We start from the raw sequence: 16,370 nt of genomic DNA, 5'->3' as shown, positions 1-16,370 counted from the left end.
CCTTCTGTCGTTTTTCCTTATATCCACTCTTTCTTTCTCTGCTTACAGAACCATACCGCCGCCTACGTTCATAATCTCAGCGGTAATATATGCCGCCTCGTCCGACGCCAGAAATGCGATTGCTTTGCCGACATCTTCCGGTTTTCCTACATATCCCATCGGAATCTTAGATACCATAATATTCCATGCTTTCTCTGGAATACTGGTTGTCATTGTCGTCTCGATAAATCCGGGGCAGATTGCATTGCAGGTGATTCCTTTCTTCGCATTTTCTTTGGCGATTGTTTTTGTCAACCCGATCACTCCTGCCTTTGCCGCTGAATAGTTTGCCTGTCCGATATTTCCCTGCCATCCGGCAGAAGAAATATTGATAATTCTTCCATATTCACGTTCTCTCATATAAGGCAGCACAGATCGAATACAGTGGTATACACCTGTCAAGTTGACGCCAATTACGGCATCCCACGCTTCTTCTGTCATCTTGTGTGCCATCATATCCCGATTGATTCCTGCATTATTTACTAAAATATCTAATTGTCCATATGCCTCGGTAGTCTTCTCAAATATTTTATCCGCGTCCTCTTTTTTGGACACATCACTGACAACGTAAATCGCGTCTCCACCTGCTTCTTTTAGTTTTTCTGCTGCTTCCTTCGCAGCTTCTTCCATTACATCTGTAATGACAATGCGTGCGCCTTTCTCTGAAAGCACTTTTGCAATGCCAAATCCAATTCCCCGTGCAGAACCTGTTACGACTGCCACTTTTCCTTCTAATAATTTCATGCTGCTTTCGCCTCCAAACTTACTGCATATTCTTCTCGCCCTTTATTTATTCATAAGATGCAGGATACTGAAGCTCTGCATCTGCTATTTCCAGCGGCCATACGGTCTTGTACTCTCCATTCTGAATTTGAAGAATGGTAAGTGTTGCCCCGCCATTTGTATTTGTGTGTTCCTGTCCATTCATATCCATATTGCTGAATTCGATTGTATCGTAAGGAAGAATGATCTCTTCTCCGCCTGGGAAAGATCCTTCAATCTTTACATTTGTCAATGCATCTTTGATTGCTTCACGATCTGCCTTTCCAGCTTCCTCTATCGCTGTCTTTAACACCCATACTGCTGTGTACGCTTCTGCGGAGTGTCCGTTCATTGCCACTTCATACTCTTTTTCAAAAGCGTCTGAAATCTCTTTTCCTTTTGTTCCCGGATTAAACTCTGCCGCTGTGACGATTCCGTTGCACGCATTTCCTACTGCCGGTATATAAGAAGGATCGATATACGCCGTTGCCTTTCCGATCATAATGCCCGGTTTATAGCCTTGCTCTGCCATTGTTTTTGTCAGCAGGATCCCATCAGATATATAATTATCTACAACCAGTACATCTGGGTTCAAATCCTTTAACTGCACGACTTCTGAAGAAAGATCTGCCGCCCCTTTCGTATAGAGCACCTCTCCCAAATATTCAATTCCTTGTTCTTCTGCAAAATATTTTGCCCATTCTGCTGTCTCCTGTCCCAATAATGTGTTGTCTGCACATACCGCAATGCTGCCTGCCTTTACTTCTGGATTCTGACCTGAAAAATCTACAACAGACTGAATCATGTCACGCAGGAACATACTATTTGTCGGAGCCAGCCTGAAGAAATACTGATACCCGCTCTCTGTCAGAGAATCCGCTGTGGAGATCGCCGTCAAAAGAGGAACCTGATAGCGCTCTGTCACCTGTGCTACAACCTCTGTTACGCTACTCTGGTATGCGCCGAGAATCGCCACTACGTTCTCCTGTGTAATCAAGCGTTCTGCTTCCGCCATTCCTGTCTTTGTATCGCCCGCAGAGTCGCCCTGTACAATTTCAATCTGCTTTCCGTCAATTCCGCCTTTTTCATTGATTTCATCCACCGCAAACTCTACGCCTCGCATAATATTCTGTCCGATAGATGCCACATCTCCTGTCAGAGGATACAAAGTACCGATTTTAATCGTATCTCCACCATCTCCTCCGGAACCGCCGGATTCTTCTTTTCCTCCACATCCCATAAGCATAGATACTGTTAATGCACATGCGCACACTACTGCTAATATTCTCTTTTTCATCCCTTTTCTCCTTTCTTAGTCACACGGATACTTACCACCCGCATGTAACTTGCTCATAACCAGTCAATCACCTTACTTTTTTCCAGGCAAAGCCTATACTCCAAGATACGCTTTCTTTACTTCCGGATCATTCATCAATTGCTCTGCCGTTCCTTCCAGTGTAATCTGTCCGTTTTCAACTACATACCCTCTGTTTGCAATTTTCAGCGCTTTACGGACGTCCTGCTCTACCAAAATAATAGTAAGCCCTGACTCCTTGGCAATTCCCTTCGCAATACTGAAGATATTGTCTACAATATTTGGTGCAAGTCCAAGCGAAGGCTCATCCATCATCAGAAGCCGCGGAAGTCCCATCATGCCTCTTGAAAAAGCGACCATCTGTTGCTCCCCGCCGCTTAGCGTTCCGGCAAGCTGGTTCTTTCTTTCCTTTAATTTCGGAAACCATGTGAAAATCTGTTCCATTGTGTCTTTTTTCTTCTTTTTAGCCTCCGGGCTGCTCGCTCCCATTTCCAGATTTTCATATACGGTCATCCCTGCGAAAAGCTGCCTGCCCTCTGGGATCAGTATTACACCTTGATCGATAAATTGTCTGCAAGTCCCTTTGGCGATTTCTCTGCCTTCCATTTTAATAGAGCCACTCTCCGCCCTTACCAGCCCTGCACAGGTTTTTACTGTCGTACTTTTTCCGGCGCCGTTACTGCCTACAATCGCAATGATTTCCCCTTTTTTGGCATAGAAATTAATATCCCACAGTACTTGTATGTCTCCATACTTTACATTTAGGTTATTTACCTCAAAGTATTTGTCAGCCATCACTTTCCTCCTCCTTTCCAAGATAAATTTCGATTACATACGGATCATTCATAACCTCCTGTGGAGTTCCTTCTGTAATCATCTCCCCATGATGCATGACAACTACTTTTTCACAAAGATTTGCGACCGCCCTCATAACATGTTCAATCAGTAAGATCGTGGTCCCGTTGCTGTTAATCTTCCTAAACAATTCAATTGCTTCATCTGTCTCTGTCGGATTCAGCCCTGCCATAACCTCATCCAGCAGTAACAAATCTGGATTGGTCGCAAGCGCTCTTGCAACCTCCAACCTCTTTTTATACGCAGTTCCCATATTTCCCGGAAGCCAGTCTTTCTTTTCGTACAATCCTGTAAACTCTAATATCTCTTCTGCATATTCTTTTGCATGCTTCAGGCTTCCAATTTTCTTCTTTCCATACAGTGCTCCAGATGCCACATTGTCTAACACCGTCATATGTGCCAATGGTTTCATTATCTGGAAAGTACGTGCGATTCCAAGCCCGGAATATTTGTATGGTTTCATTCCTGTAATATCTGTTCCTTTATAAATTACGTTTCCTTCCGTAGGCGGGAATACTCCGCTTATCATATTGAAAAGCGTTGTCTTTCCTGCGCCGTTAGAGCCAATCAATCCCGTAATTTTTCCTTCTTCTACGGAAAAGCTCACATTGCTCACTGCTTTAAGTCCTTTGAAATTCTTAGAAAGATTTTTAATCTCTAATATATTTCCCATTCCTGTACCTCCTCCGCAGTTTATTTCTTGCTAAATAATTTTCCATCAATGGAATCAAACACTTTGTCAATTTTGGCTTTTAATTTACTGCCGTTAAACCATCCCATAATTCCTCGCGGCTGGAACAAAATTACGACAATCAGTATCACCGCATAAATTACCAGGTTGGAGCCTGCCGCAATGCTGCTTAAAGTCGCATTTAAAAACTGCGAAAGAGGCGTAATAATAACTGCCCCGAGAAGTGGCCCTGTCACACTGCCGATTCCTCCGATTACTGCCGGCATCAGATACTCTACAGACTGTGTCTGAATCATAATTTCCGGATCGATAAATCTGTAATAATTTGCGTAAAACACACCACATACAGCCATCAGCCCACAACTGATAAAGGTTGCAATTACTTTATATTTCCAAGGATTGATTCCGATCGCATTCGCTGTGTCCTCATCTTCCCGCACGGTTTTTAACCCGTAGCCAAGCTTCGACTTGTCAATCATTTTTACGATGATATAAATCAATACAACCATGCCAAGCCCAAGATAAAAGTAAGACTGTTTGTCTGAAAACCGCATCAGCCCAAAGTCGTCCTCTCCGTATGGGAGAAGAATTCCTTTTCCTTTCCCTGCATATTCCCAGTTCGTAAACAGATTTCTGAATGTCTCTCCAAACGCGATAGTAACAAGAGTAAAATAAGGCCCTCTCAGTCCGAAGCAAGGAGATAAAAGCAATGCTGTAATTGCGCCTACAACTACAAATACGATCAGAATACTAATCCAGGGTGAAACATTGAAATTCACTAAAAGCAACGTACTTATGTAAGCTCCCAGCCCCATAAACGCTGCATGCCCCAGGGAAATCTGTCCGGTCAGCCCACCCAGTACACTCCATGCCAGTGATGCGCTTGCCATATAAAAAGTCATAATGCAGATTGTAATCGTATAGGTCGACTGTACATAAAGAGGGAGAAGCGCTACAATCACAATGAGCAGCAGTAATAATATCTGTCGTGAACCAAATTTTCTTTTCATGTGCCTTTACCCCCTTTTTGACTTCACTAACTGTTTTGTAACCAGAATCAGAATGAACACAAGGAACACGACTGTATCTTTAAATGATGCCCCGACTACAACCGAACCGATTGTCTCTAAAAGTCCCAATACCAAGCCCCCGATAAATGCACCGGGTATGCTTCCAAGCCCTCCTAACGTTACTACAATAAAGGAACGTGTTCCGTATACTGCTCCTACTGTCGGGAACACATAATAATAGGACATCAGGCAGGCTCCTGTGATACCTGCAAGTGCCGCCCCCAGCCCGTAAGTAGACGCATATACCATCTTTGTCTTAATTCCAGACACCTGTGCCCCCGTTTTATTCTGAGAAGTCGCACGTATCTGTTTCCCGAGAGTCGTATGTTTTAAAAATAAAAACAGAAGAACTGACATAATTATCAAAATCAGGAAGCTGATTAATTTCGGCATACTTACCGTGATATTGCCCAGTTCCACATTTTTCTGTGAGACCGCACTGACCGCCGTACGATAGTCTGATTTAAAGAACATTAGGCATAGATTTGTAAACAGAATTCCAAGCCCTACTGTCAGGAATAAGACATTCGTATCATCACTCTCTGTATTTTTCATTGCCCTGTTGATAATTGTCGATTGCAATAATGCTCCAATCGCAAACATGATGATTGCCACTAATGGAATGGCCAGGAATGGATCTAGTCCGAACTGGTCGTATAGAACAAATGATACATACATTCCGACCATCAATAATTCTCCCTGACAGAAGTTGATGATTTTCATAACTCCGAAAATGATTGTCAGGCTCATTCCTATCAGGGCATATATGCCCCCAACCATCAGGCCGTTCGTGATTGCCTGTAAAAAAGTATCCATAAATTCCCTCCTTCTCGCAGCCCGTTTCAGTGTAATTTGCACTGATTTTCGGATTTTAATCGGTATTTTATGTACATATTTACCAAATGTAGTTTTATTATAAGTGAGAAAGAGGGCTTTCCACAACGTTACCGGTACCGAATAGTCTCCCTGCTTTTTTGTGCTGAAAAACAATCTTCTGTTTCTCTGTAAATAAAAAAACGAACTCCAAAGAGTTCGTTTTTTATGAATCTGCCTATCTATCCAAATGTTCTATTCTACAAGCCTAGACTACATATGCCTCCAGTCCCAATCTTTTATATTGTTCTTCAGGTGCATCATTTTCCTTCATAAGTTTTACCATAGCACATATCATCCTTTCTTCTATCTGTGCGTCTTGAATTGGATGTTCCTGATCTGGATCTTCTTGCAGATCATAAAGCAATGTTCCAAATTCCATTAAAACTTTTGGTGGGAAATTCAACGTGCGGATTCCATATCCTCCCTTAATTTTAAGCAGCGGGCACCCTTTCGTAAATGAAAATCCCTCGTGAAGCTTGGCAGTTTTTATTTCTTCCGTCGTAATTGCACCAGGATAACTAGTTGGCTCTATTATATAATTATATAATTCCTGCTCACGTTCAGGAAGTGGACAACGGATATATACATATCTTCCATCTGTGATATTCACATGTACACCATGCTGTCCAAACAGCGCATATTCGCGAATTGGCCTATCTGTTTTTATAGTTTTATCCAATGGCTTTCCCTGCATATCTTTCGGTATATCCTGTCCAAAAAACTCTAGCAGCGTAGGTGCCAGATCTATCGTCTGCACCAATGCCTGTCGCCGTACCCCTGCTTCTTTTGCCCGCGGATCCCAGATAAATAGCGGGATATTGACCAGCTCATTAAAATATGGCATCATCATTTTTCCCCACCAATTATGCTGTCCCAGCATAAATCCATGATCAGTATTGACGATCAACATGGTATCTTTCCACATATCGTATTCGTCCATCATATCCAGAACTTTCCCCAGATATGTATCACACATAGTGACAAGTGCTTTATACTCATTGATACAATGCGCGACCTGCTCCGGCGTTTCTACCACTTCGTGGTAACCTGGCCAGTCAAACATAATTCCTTCATACCCATCGCGATATGGCTCTTTATATTTTTCAGGCGTAAAAAATGGCTCATGCGGATCATAATTTTCCAACTGTAAATACCAGTTATCTGCCTCATGGTTTTCCCGGATAAATTGCAGACCATTTGAGAAGTTTTGTGTGATAGACTGTTGTTCTTCTTCCTGCATATAGTGTCGATTGATAAATTCCTGTCTGCCGCAGAAATCCTTGCGTCCATCCAGGTGAGCAGGTTCTTCAAACTGTATCAGTCCTTTGAACGGATCTCCCTCCTGTCCCCGTACAAATTCATAAGAATTATACTGGTTCAGATAATTACAGCCGCCTTCTTCCCAATAATGCCAATGGTCTGTAGTAATATGTGTATAAATTCCATTCTCTTTTAGTATCCGCGGCATAGAGTCATCATATGGTTCCAGAGGGCCCCAGCTCCTGTGCAGAAAGTTATACCTGCCTGTATGAAGTTCTCTTCGCGCTGGCATACAGGGCATACTTCCTGCATAGCAGTTATCGAATACCACTGTCCTGCGAGCCAGCCTCTCAAAATTTGGTGCCTGTATATCTTGGTATCCATATGGCGGCAACATTCCTCTGTTTAAAGAATCAAACATGACCATAATCGCTTTCATATTGCCGTTCCTCCACTAATTTCCATTCTGTTCTGTTTCTTCCATCGCTCTTTTTTTCAGTGCTTTTGTATGTAAGTTTTCTTCATCTTCATATTCTGGATGTACCCGGTCGCCGTCTGTGTAGAAGAACATTGTATCCCTGCCCATTTCTTTTCCCCGTTTTGTATGCTTGTCTAAAGCATAATCCGGAATATCGATCTTATATCCTCTGTCGAATTTCATTGCCTCAAGATTTTGATAATAACTGCTGGATCTCTCCTTCGGGCACCGGCAGAGATAACGGATCATCTGTATGAATGGAAGCTGCCTGTCTCCATTGTCCCTGTCATAAAGATCCTTTGCCTGATAATATGCATATACAATCGCAGCCGAACGAATATCTCCAAATCCAATATCTTCCATTGCAATCATAATCAGGCGTCTCCACATAACATGTTCTAATTCACTACTCGTTAGATACAGCTCATATGCAGCATCTACCGCATCTTCTTCCAATCCTCTCCTGATCGCTTTTTGAAGCATGGATATCACTTCATCAGCGACAAGTCCATTCACTGTTTTTGCATTTTCCCACGGATTAACCGCATTTGTTTTCGGCATAATAAATTATCCTCCTTTTTATTCTAGATTTTATTTTTTATCCCTTTAAAGCGCCGGTACTAATTCCCTTCTCGACCTTTTCCTGTGCCAGCAGATAGAATATCACCGTTGGTATAATACACATCAGCACTGCGGCAAAAATAACGGAATAATAAGTTCCGAAATCCCCTTTAAAATTTAGCAGCGCTACAGAAATCGTGTGATACTTTTTATCCGATATCAGCACATTTGCCAGTGCCAGCTCATTATATACTGCTAAAAAAGCAATGATCGAACACGTTGCTATACTTGGCTTTGCAATGGGTACGATGATTCTAAAAATTGTCTGCAAAAGCCCACATCCATCCATTGCCGCAGATTCATCTAATTCTTTGCTTATCTCCGATATCGCTCCTGTCATAATAAAAAATGTCATAGGCATATTAATCGCTGCATAAATAACAACTAAAACGAAAAGATTATTCTGTCCGTGAATTGTGTTTACTCCCTGTACAATAGGCACAATCGCACATTGGATCGGCACCATCAAAGCCGCCATATAGTAGACTGTAACCGTATTTGTAAGTCTGATTTTCCTTCTCGCCACAACATATGCCAGTGGAATGATTAAAAGGAGCATCAGCGCTACCGCACTGACAGATACTGCCAGAGAGTTAAAGATGGATCTCACAATCCCAGACATCTCATTTGCCGTTACAAAATTTTCAAGCTTCGGTGACAAAGAGGGAACAAAATAATTAGCAAAAATTTCACTGTCCTCTTTCAATGCGGAAATAAAGGTAAAATAAAGTGGAAACGCCGCCGTCAAAAACCAGATGAGCGCGCAAGCGCCATAGAGAATACGTCCCGGCGTCCATCTTTTTTTCTGTTTCTTCACGAATTTCCACCTCTTCTCTTCACTCTTTTCTCGTCTTTTTCCTTAAATATGAAATTTACAACAACAGTTATACACATACAAAATAGTACCGTCATCACTGCTATCGCGTTGGCATAACCAAATTTACTCTGTGAAAATGCCGCTGTATAAAGCAATGTACTTGGAAGTTGTGTTGCATTACCCGGTCCTCCCGCAGTCAACGCCATAACTAAATCAAACACCTTAAAAGAACCTGTTAATACAAGGATTACACATATTTTTAACGTTCCTTTCATCATAGGCAGGGTAATATATCTTAGCTTCTGCCACGGAGTAACGCCATCTAGCATCGCTGCCTCAAAAACATCATCTGGCAGAGATGCCATACCGGATGATAAGATGATCATCTGAAATCCAACGTCACACCATACATGTACAAATGCCACCGTAAACATAGCTGTGTTTACATTTCCTAAAAGATTTACATTCTCCGCAATATGTAATTGTTCTAAAAGCACTGGAACCGGGCCGATCTCCGGGAAAAAGATAAATGTAAACATAAGCCCTATCGCTACCCGGTTTACAAGCACCGGCATAAAATAAAACACACGGAATATTCTCTTTCCTCTGAACGTTTTATTGATAACCGTAGCAAGGAAAAACGCGATCGGTATCGTGCAGAGTAATCCTGCTGCCATAAGGATACCTATATTTTTCATAGCGTATTCCGCCGCATAATCTGTAAAAAAACTCTGGTAATTCGCGAATTTCACAAAAATTTTCGGCGAGTCCGGCACCCCGTTCCATTCATAGAACGAGGTGACAAACATACTTAAAATAGGATAAATAATCACGCAGGAATAGACAATCAACGCCGGCATGGAGAGCAAAATCGCTTCCACACTGTTCTTTTTCCTCTTTCGAAGTTTCATTTTAGCCTCCATTTAGTCCTTCAAGACCTTTTCATATTCCTGATTCAGTGTATCTGCGATCTCATCAGTGTTCCTTCCAACAAACAATGTCTGTAGTTCCGATCCCGTCACATCTGCAATCACAGTATCATCACAATATGCCGTCAACATGGCTGTGATATCCGTACAATCTTTATAAGCCTCCATAAAGTCCTTCATAACATTACTGGCACTGCTGTCATCAAACTCTACTTCCAGCGGGTATGCGCCTCCTCCCATCACCTGGGCATACTGATTGAATGTCTCTTGTGAAAGCATAAACTTAAACAGCTCCACAGCCGCATCATATTCTGGAGTTCCTTCTTTCGCACCAATGCACATTCCGTCATAATAATCTGTAAACCAGATTCCTTTATATTCCATTTTATCCTCAAATGGGAATACATTTACACACGTAATATCCGCACTATTTGACATGGACGAAATCTTAGCAAACTGATAACTCATCTCGAACATTGTGGCTACCTTCCCCTGTTCAAAATCTGCCATTACATTTTCAAAGGCATATGAAATCGCATTCTCTCCAAATATCCCTTTATCTACCCATTCTTTATACTGATCCAGTACCCCTTTTACTTCTTCATCCTTCCAGTCTATTGTCCCGTCTGCGAATTTTTTCTGAAATTCCATACCATACATCTTTACTCCTAACATGGTAAAAAACTGGACACATTTCGGCTTATTCTTGGCTGACAAGCCTACCGGAGTTATTCCGTTTTCAATCAGCGTATCTGACACTTCTTCCAAGTCCTCCCATGTCTGCGGTATTTCCAGTCCTAGATCTTCAAAGACCTTTGTGTTGATAAACATCTGAATCGTTGCCAGGTTATTTGGCACTCCGTATACCCCATCGAGTCCTTCTTCCTCAAATTCATATCCCACGAAATACTTTCTATCTGTAGGCCCGGTCCAGTCTGAAGCTTCCAGTATGGGTTCTATATTTGCAATCGTTTCATTTTTTGCCAAGTCATATCGAGGCATCTCGTAAGAGCATGCAAACACATCTGGAACGGAACCTGCTGCGATCAGAGATTTCATTTTCGACATGTAAGCTTCTGCATCTGTAACCGAAATATCCTCTATTTCAATCTCAGGATGCAGTTCTTTAAATTCCTCTAGTTTGTCCATGAAAAATTTTGCCCTAGCGTCCTCCGGATTTGTGTATCTGGACAGGTATGTAATCTTAACACTTCCGTCGTCTGCTTTCGACTCTGCTTTGTCTGATGAGCCTGAACTGCCGCAGGCTGCAAGTGAGAATGTGAGAGCTGTAGCCAGCGCTACACTGCATATTCTTTTCCATTTCATTGTATTTTCCTCCTATCACTGTAAATGGTGCACCTTTCGTATTGGCAACAATATATCATACCCATCCTTGAAAATACATGGAATATTTTTCAGTCGTTTGTACTTTTATTTACTCTTTTTGTTCTCCACTTATTTTATATATGTTATAATTTCTTACAGTATATAAGTAAACCTACTTGGAGGAAACTATGAAATTCCATTCCATTAAAACAAAACTGACCGTTATGTACGCAGTCATTATTTTTATCTTAATCACCTGCATCTCCATCGCTGTCGGCTTTATCAGTTCAAATGCCTTATTGAACAAATCTGTTGTTTCTGCCGACAGAGAACTCACCCTCCTAGACGAAAAACTTAACCTCTTTACCGCAAAACTAGAATCTGAATCCCTGTATCTTACGCAGGTGCAGGACAATGCCTATTCGGAAGATCCCTATCAGCAATTCCTGTATACCAGCGGTATTCTTTCTTTCCTTCACGATTTTATTATTGTACAGTCCTCTGTAGATTCGATTGCATTTTATGATGTCAACGGTTCTTATATGTTCAGCGATGCACGTTCTAATATATCTTCTGTACAGCAAAAAAGCGTGGATTATATTGAAGAATTTAAAGCAGAAGATGCCAGCTCCAAATGGTATGGGTTTCATTATTTCGATGATCCACAAAGCTTATCTTCCCCTCAATGGGTCTGTTCCTTCCTGCGAAAAATATATTCGTTCCGAGGCGAGCTCATTGGAATTATGGAGCTGAATCTGACAGAGGAGTCTATCCAGTCTATTTATGATACGGTAATCGCGGATCATTATAATTTTTATATACTTGACAGTAACCAAACTATCATTTCCGCAGAAGACAAGTCTCTGCTTCATCGAGATCTAAAAGAACTACAGCAAATGTATCCGCCTTTTTCTAAAGGGAGCTTCCTCAATGCCTCCGATACGTATCTCTATACTACTCATAAAAATGAGATACTTGACTGGACACTAGTAAGTACTCTCCCATTAGAAGCCATTTTAAAAGAATCCCGTACTTTGGTTATGACGATCTTTTTTATAGGTTTTTTAGCTCTCCTGCTTGGTTTTATACTCCTACACTCTATCACGAACTTCATTATACGCCCTCTCCTTCATCTTACAGATGCCGTCGAGAGAATAGCTCAAGGAGATTATACGGTTCGCGCAGATACCAGTCCTGAAAATGAAATTGGCTGCCTCGCCTCCCGTGTAAACAGTATGGCAGAAAATACACTTCAGCTACTAGATACAATAGAAAAAGAAAGCTCTCTGAAACGGCAGTTTGAATTTTCTTATATCCAACTTCAGATGAGTCCGCATTTTTTATATAATACATTGGAAACCATCTGTGGTATGATCGCTGTGGACGAAAAGCAGAAAGCAATTAAAACAATCCAGAATGTATCCTTATTTTACAGTAAGGTGCTAAGTAAGGGGATTCCAATCATTCCAATCAGCCAGGAGCTTGAAATCACTCGCTGTTACCTGGACATTTTACAGCAGCGGTATTGTGAAATTTATACCTATAGCATTACTCTGGAGCCAGAAGCCGCCCAATATAAAATCCCCAAGCTTACTTTACAGCCTTTCGTAGAAAATGCTCTGATTCACGGAATTATCCCCACCGGAGAAAATGGTCACATCACTGTCTGTGTTACATACGAAAAAGACAGCTGTATCATTTCTATCTCCGACAATGGTGCCGGAATAGAGGAACAACGTCTGAGTATACTAAGAAATTCACTCTCTCACCAAAATTTTGGACAAGAGTCGGCTTCCGGTTTCGGTATCGTAAGTACGTATCAAAGGCTCCTACTCTTCCTGGGAGCAGATAATGTTACGATAGAATTAGAGTCTGCTCTCGGAAAAGGTACTTCTATCCGCCTCATTCTAAAACATCAAGGAGAGGAAATTTTGAAAAAGGAGAATCTGTCTTATGACCTATCATGTACTGATCGTAGATGACGAATACTATATCCGACAGCGTTTAAAAACCTGTATCCATTGGGAAGATGCAGGTTTTCAGATTGTTGGAGAAGCTTCCAATGCGAATGAAGCATTTACTTTTCTCACAAAGAATTCTGTTCATTTAGCGATCGTCGATATCTCTATGCCTCAGAAGGATGGACTAAGCCTGATACGTGAAATGCGCGAAAAGGATATCTCTACTAAAATTATTATTTTATCTGGGTATGGTACCTTTGATTATGCACAAAAAGCGATTGAATACGGCGTTACGCAGTATCTGCTAAAGCCTATCGACGAAGAAAAACTGCTGGAAGCACTTTCTCGCATAAGACAAACACTAGATGAAGAAGCTCTCGCTTCCCATATAAAGTCAGAAAAGCACCGTGCTGATTATCTATTAGCGTCTATCAGAAAAGAGCTCTTTTTTCAGAAGCTCTTTTCAAGCCATCCTATTATGACCTCTGATATAGAGTCATTATACAATGGTTTAAAAGAATATCAGCTTTCACTTGAAACCTGGTATCGTATTTTGATCTTTGATTTTCAGTATCAGAATATTCGTACACTCTCCCAAGAGCATCTACAGCTTTTTCGCGATTCTGCCTGTAACATCTTGTGCGAGCTCTTACAGCCAGATTTCACTTCTGTCCATACCTCTGATGTGTATGGGCATATCGTATTGCTGTGTAAGATTTCAGATGACCTGTCTGATAAAACCGAGTTTTTTTCTAACCGCATAGAGAATATTGCAACGAAAATAAAAGAGCTTTTTAAGCTTTATATCAGCATTGGTATCAGTCCCTCTTTCCGTCTGTCTATTCAAAATATGCATACGTATTACAACTATGCTCTCTATGCTTATGTATTAAGTAACATTAGAAAAACAGATTATACAGTATATTCTTCCGAAAGTGTTCCTACTCCAAATATCTCTGTACTTTCTAGTCTGCTCCCTAAAATAGAAGTATGCTTTTCTTCCGGAAATGAAACAGAACTCTTAAGGTGCCTGGAACTCTATTTTTCACACCTAGAAGATGCTCCCTCTTCCTTCACCTTTCTGGAGCAGGGGCTCTCTTTACTGAGCGCAAGTTTCCTGCAAAAAGGCTCTGACGCACATCAAAATCTAGCGTCTGTACGGGAGTTTACACATCCCGGGCAATTAAAAGAGCTTTTATTTGCCGGATACGATTTTAGCTATTTGACTCCCCGTTTGTGTAATCTGTTTATCTCCATGTTACACAACCGCGAAGTAGACGTAGGGGGAAGCACAAAGCAAGAGCTTGTTTCAGAAGCAGCACGCTTTATTGAATCTTATTATGCCAGAAATGACTTAAGCCTGACACTCATTGCACAGAATCTACTCATCAGCCCCTCTTATTTGAGCAGTATTTTTAAAAAAGTACGCGGGCTTTCCATCAGTCAATACTTAAACCAAATACGCCTTACAAAAGCAAAAGAGCTTCTAACTGAAACCAGTCTTACTTTAACAGAAATCGCACAGCGTGTAGGATATAACGATCTCTTTTATTTTTCTAAAGTATTTAAAAAATATTTTGGTATTCCGCCTTCTTCTTATAAAAAGTAATTCTATAACTAACAGAACCGTATTATTCCTCTTTTAGAATAATACGGTTCTGTGATTATGCTTTTATATTATTATTTATTATGCAGCAGTTTATGTTCTTTTCCTTTTAAGATTCCTTCATATACGGTCGTTACAATCGGATTTTCGTTAGACAGCTTAATCTGCGCGGTACTGTCAATCTTATACATTCCTTCCATACGCGCTTTTTTCGTCCTCGGTCCAATCGGCACAGGCTGTCCGCCTCCGGCGATACATCCTCTCTTACATGCCATAACCTCCACAAAATCATAGTGTACTTCACCTGCTTTTATTTTATCCAAGACCTCAGACGCACAGTGAAGTCCATTTACAACCGCAATATGAACTTCTCTGTCCCCCAGTTGTACAGTCGCCTCTTTTATTCCCTCTGCACCGCGAACTCCCGTAAAGCTGATGGCTTCTAGATCCTCTGCTCGATTACTGTTCACCAGCCTCCTTAACACAGCCTCTGTTACACCGCCGGTTACTCCAAAAATCGCGCCTGCTCCTGATGCTAGTCCAAAGGGCATATCCATTGCTTCTGGCTTCACCTGTGCCAGATCGATTCCGGCAGCCTGAATCATCCTTGTTATTTCTGTTGTCGTCAGTACATAATCTACATTCTGTACCCCGTCAGTAAAATGCTCCGGCCTGGTGATTTCTGCTTTCTTTGCCGTACAAGGCATAATAGAAACCACCATTGTCTTTCTGGGTTCTTTATCTGCTTTCATCTTCGCGTCTTCTTTTATCAGAGCGCCGAACATCTCCTGCGGGGAACGGCATGTGGAAATATGCTCTTTGAATTCCGGATATTTTCTCTCACAGAATTTTACCCATGCCGGACAGCAGGACGTAAATAGTGGAAGATTTTCTCCTGATTCCAAACGTTCTACCAGCTCTTTTGACTCCTCCATAACCGTTAAGTCCGCGCCAAAATTCGTGTCATACACTTCATCAAACCCGATTCTTCTCAAAGCTGCAACCAGACGTCCCAGTGCATTTTCTCCTTTTTTAATGCCGAATTTGTCTCCGACCGCAACACGCACCGCCGGCGCAATTTGTGCCACAACCCGTATATTTTTATCCGCAAGAATTTTCCATACCGGCTCTACATCCTGTTTGATGCTGATTGCTCCTGTCGGACAGACCGCGCGACACTGACCACAGCCTACGCAGTCCGTCTCAGAAAGATTTTTATTAAAGGCTGGTGTCACCTGCATCTTAGAGCCGCGGAATGCAAAATCTAAAATGCCAAGTCCCTGAATTTCATCACAGGTTCTCACACAGTCACCGCACAGAATACATTTATTTGGATCTCGAATCACACATTCGGAAGAGGTATCCTTGGGAAGCTGTTTTTTATTATTCTCAAACCGCACATCCATAATGCCAAGCTGCCTGGACAGTTTCTGCAACGTACAGATCCCATTTTTTGCACAAGTCGTACAGTCCCGACAGTGGGAAGCCAGCAGAAGTTCTATAATCATCTTTCTGTGATGCTGTAGACGCGGCGTGTTCGTATATATTACCATTCCATCTCTTGGAATCTCAGAACAGGAAGCAAATATCTTTCCTCTGTCGTCTTCTACCACACACATACGACAAGCGCCGTATGTAGACAGCTCTGAATGATAGCAGAAAGTTGGAAGGTCAATCCCCGATTTACGGATAATGGAGAGAACGTTTTTTTCATTCGTAAATTCTACTCTTCTATTATTAATTGTCATATAACTCATGCCTGTG

14 protein-coding genes are annotated in these 16,370 nt (G+C 41.6%); 2 read left to right on the top strand and 12 right to left on the bottom strand.

The features are described from left to right. Positions 1-42: 42 nt before the first annotated feature. The 11 genes from fabG to H8S37_RS10140 all read right to left on the bottom strand — a co-directional run bounded on the left by fabG (position 43) and on the right by H8S37_RS10140 (position 11,039). Positions 43-783 carry a 3-oxoacyl-ACP reductase FabG gene (gene fabG / locus H8S37_RS10190; RefSeq protein ID WP_186875959.1) on the bottom strand — a complete coding sequence of 247 codons (741 nt, stop codon included), beginning with the start codon at positions 781-783 and terminating at the stop codon, positions 43-45. A 46-nt stretch (positions 784-829) separates the two neighbouring features. Then, the gene (locus H8S37_RS10185) at positions 830-2,098 is read right to left on the bottom strand and encodes an ABC transporter substrate-binding protein (RefSeq protein ID WP_186875958.1); all 1,269 of its coding nucleotides are present in this window, start codon (positions 2,096-2,098) and stop codon (positions 830-832) included. Between the two features lie 93 nt (positions 2,099-2,191). Beyond that, entirely contained in the window at positions 2,192-2,911 is a 720-nt protein-coding gene (locus H8S37_RS10180; RefSeq protein ID WP_186875957.1) for an ABC transporter ATP-binding protein, read from the bottom strand. Then, on the bottom strand, positions 2,904-3,644 hold the full coding sequence (locus tag H8S37_RS10175) for an ABC transporter ATP-binding protein (protein ID WP_186875956.1): 741 nt from the start codon (positions 3,642-3,644) through the stop codon (positions 2,904-2,906). Before H8S37_RS10175 ends, H8S37_RS10180 begins: the two co-directional genes overlap by 8 nt. A 20-nt stretch (positions 3,645-3,664) precedes the next feature. Further along, a complete protein-coding gene (locus H8S37_RS10170) occupies positions 3,665-4,672 on the bottom strand; it encodes a branched-chain amino acid ABC transporter permease (protein WP_186875955.1) in 1,008 nt (335 codons plus the stop codon). A 6-nt stretch (positions 4,673-4,678) separates the two neighbouring features. Beyond that, entirely contained in the window at positions 4,679-5,548 is an 870-nt protein-coding gene (locus tag H8S37_RS10165; protein WP_186875954.1) for a branched-chain amino acid ABC transporter permease, read from the bottom strand. A gap of 265 nt (positions 5,549-5,813) precedes the next feature. Further along, entirely contained in the window at positions 5,814-7,307 is a 1,494-nt protein-coding gene (locus H8S37_RS10160; RefSeq protein WP_186875953.1) for a sulfatase, read from the bottom strand. Between the two features lie 15 nt (positions 7,308-7,322). Continuing rightward, entirely contained in the window at positions 7,323-7,907 is a 585-nt protein-coding gene (locus H8S37_RS10155; protein ID WP_186875952.1) for an AAA family ATPase, read from the bottom strand. Positions 7,908-7,944: 37 nt separating this feature from the next. After that, positions 7,945-8,784 (bottom strand): carbohydrate ABC transporter permease, encoded by an 840-nt coding sequence (locus H8S37_RS10150; protein ID WP_186875951.1) that lies wholly within the window; start codon positions 8,782-8,784, stop codon positions 7,945-7,947. Further along, the gene (locus H8S37_RS10145) at positions 8,781-9,695 is read right to left on the bottom strand and encodes a carbohydrate ABC transporter permease (protein ID WP_186875950.1); all 915 of its coding nucleotides are present in this window, start codon (positions 9,693-9,695) and stop codon (positions 8,781-8,783) included. The genes H8S37_RS10150 and H8S37_RS10145 overlap by 4 nt, the downstream gene beginning before the upstream one ends. Before the next feature lie 12 nt (positions 9,696-9,707). Further along, a complete protein-coding gene (locus tag H8S37_RS10140; RefSeq protein WP_186875949.1) occupies positions 9,708-11,039 on the bottom strand; it encodes an ABC transporter substrate-binding protein in 1,332 nt (443 codons plus the stop codon). A 188-nt stretch (positions 11,040-11,227) separates the two neighbouring features. On the opposite strand from H8S37_RS10140, the gene H8S37_RS10135 reads away from it, so the two are divergent. Together H8S37_RS10135 and H8S37_RS10130 are read left to right on the top strand one after the other, a co-directional pair. After that, complete coding sequence (locus H8S37_RS10135; RefSeq protein ID WP_186875948.1) at positions 11,228-13,021, top strand: cache domain-containing sensor histidine kinase; 1,794 nt, start codon at positions 11,228-11,230, stop codon at positions 13,019-13,021. Then, entirely contained in the window at positions 12,993-14,609 is a 1,617-nt protein-coding gene (locus H8S37_RS10130; RefSeq protein WP_186875947.1) for a response regulator transcription factor, read from the top strand. The genes H8S37_RS10135 and H8S37_RS10130 overlap by 29 nt, the downstream gene beginning before the upstream one ends. A gap of 71 nt (positions 14,610-14,680) precedes the next feature. Here the strand turns inward: H8S37_RS10130 and H8S37_RS10125 are convergent, their stop codons facing one another. Next, on the bottom strand, positions 14,681-16,363 hold the full coding sequence (locus H8S37_RS10125) for a [FeFe] hydrogenase, group A (RefSeq protein WP_186875946.1): 1,683 nt from the start codon (positions 16,361-16,363) through the stop codon (positions 14,681-14,683). Positions 16,364-16,370: the final 7 nt, after the last annotated feature.

Source organism: Mediterraneibacter hominis (assembly GCF_014287475.1).
In the GTDB taxonomy this organism is placed as follows: Bacteria; Bacillota; Clostridia; order Lachnospirales; family Lachnospiraceae; genus Mediterraneibacter; species Mediterraneibacter hominis.
This window is presented reverse-complemented; position numbering and strand designations above follow the sequence as displayed.

Excerpts from the sequence above, each read along its gene's own strand:
- H8S37_RS10155 (WP_186875952.1), bottom strand. The coding sequence starts at position 7,907 with ATGCCGAAAACAAATGCGGTTAATCCGTGGGAAAATGCAAAAACAGTG.
- H8S37_RS10140 (WP_186875949.1), bottom strand. The coding sequence starts at position 11,039 with ATGAAATGGAAAAGAATATGCAGTGTAGCGCTGGCTACAGCTCTCACA.
- fabG (WP_186875959.1), bottom strand. The coding sequence starts at position 783 with ATGAAATTATTAGAAGGAAAAGTGGCAGTCGTAACAGGTTCTGCACGG.
- H8S37_RS10130 (WP_186875947.1), top strand. The coding sequence starts at position 12,993 with ATGACCTATCATGTACTGATCGTAGATGACGAATACTATATCCGACAG.
- H8S37_RS10175 (WP_186875956.1), bottom strand. The coding sequence starts at position 3,644 with ATGGGAAATATATTAGAGATTAAAAATCTTTCTAAGAATTTCAAAGGA.
- H8S37_RS10185 (WP_186875958.1), bottom strand. The coding sequence starts at position 2,098 with ATGAAAAAGAGAATATTAGCAGTAGTGTGCGCATGTGCATTAACAGTA.
- H8S37_RS10160 (WP_186875953.1), bottom strand. The coding sequence starts at position 7,307 with ATGAAAGCGATTATGGTCATGTTTGATTCTTTAAACAGAGGAATGTTG.
- H8S37_RS10145 (WP_186875950.1), bottom strand. The coding sequence starts at position 9,695 with ATGAAACTTCGAAAGAGGAAAAAGAACAGTGTGGAAGCGATTTTGCTC.
- H8S37_RS10165 (WP_186875954.1), bottom strand. The coding sequence starts at position 5,548 with ATGGATACTTTTTTACAGGCAATCACGAACGGCCTGATGGTTGGGGGC.
- H8S37_RS10180 (WP_186875957.1), bottom strand. The coding sequence starts at position 2,911 with ATGGCTGACAAATACTTTGAGGTAAATAACCTAAATGTAAAGTATGGA.
- H8S37_RS10135 (WP_186875948.1), top strand. The coding sequence starts at position 11,228 with ATGAAATTCCATTCCATTAAAACAAAACTGACCGTTATGTACGCAGTC.
- H8S37_RS10170 (WP_186875955.1), bottom strand. The coding sequence starts at position 4,672 with ATGAAAAGAAAATTTGGTTCACGACAGATATTATTACTGCTGCTCATT.
- H8S37_RS10125 (WP_186875946.1), bottom strand. The coding sequence starts at position 16,363 with ATGAGTTATATGACAATTAATAATAGAAGAGTAGAATTTACGAATGAA.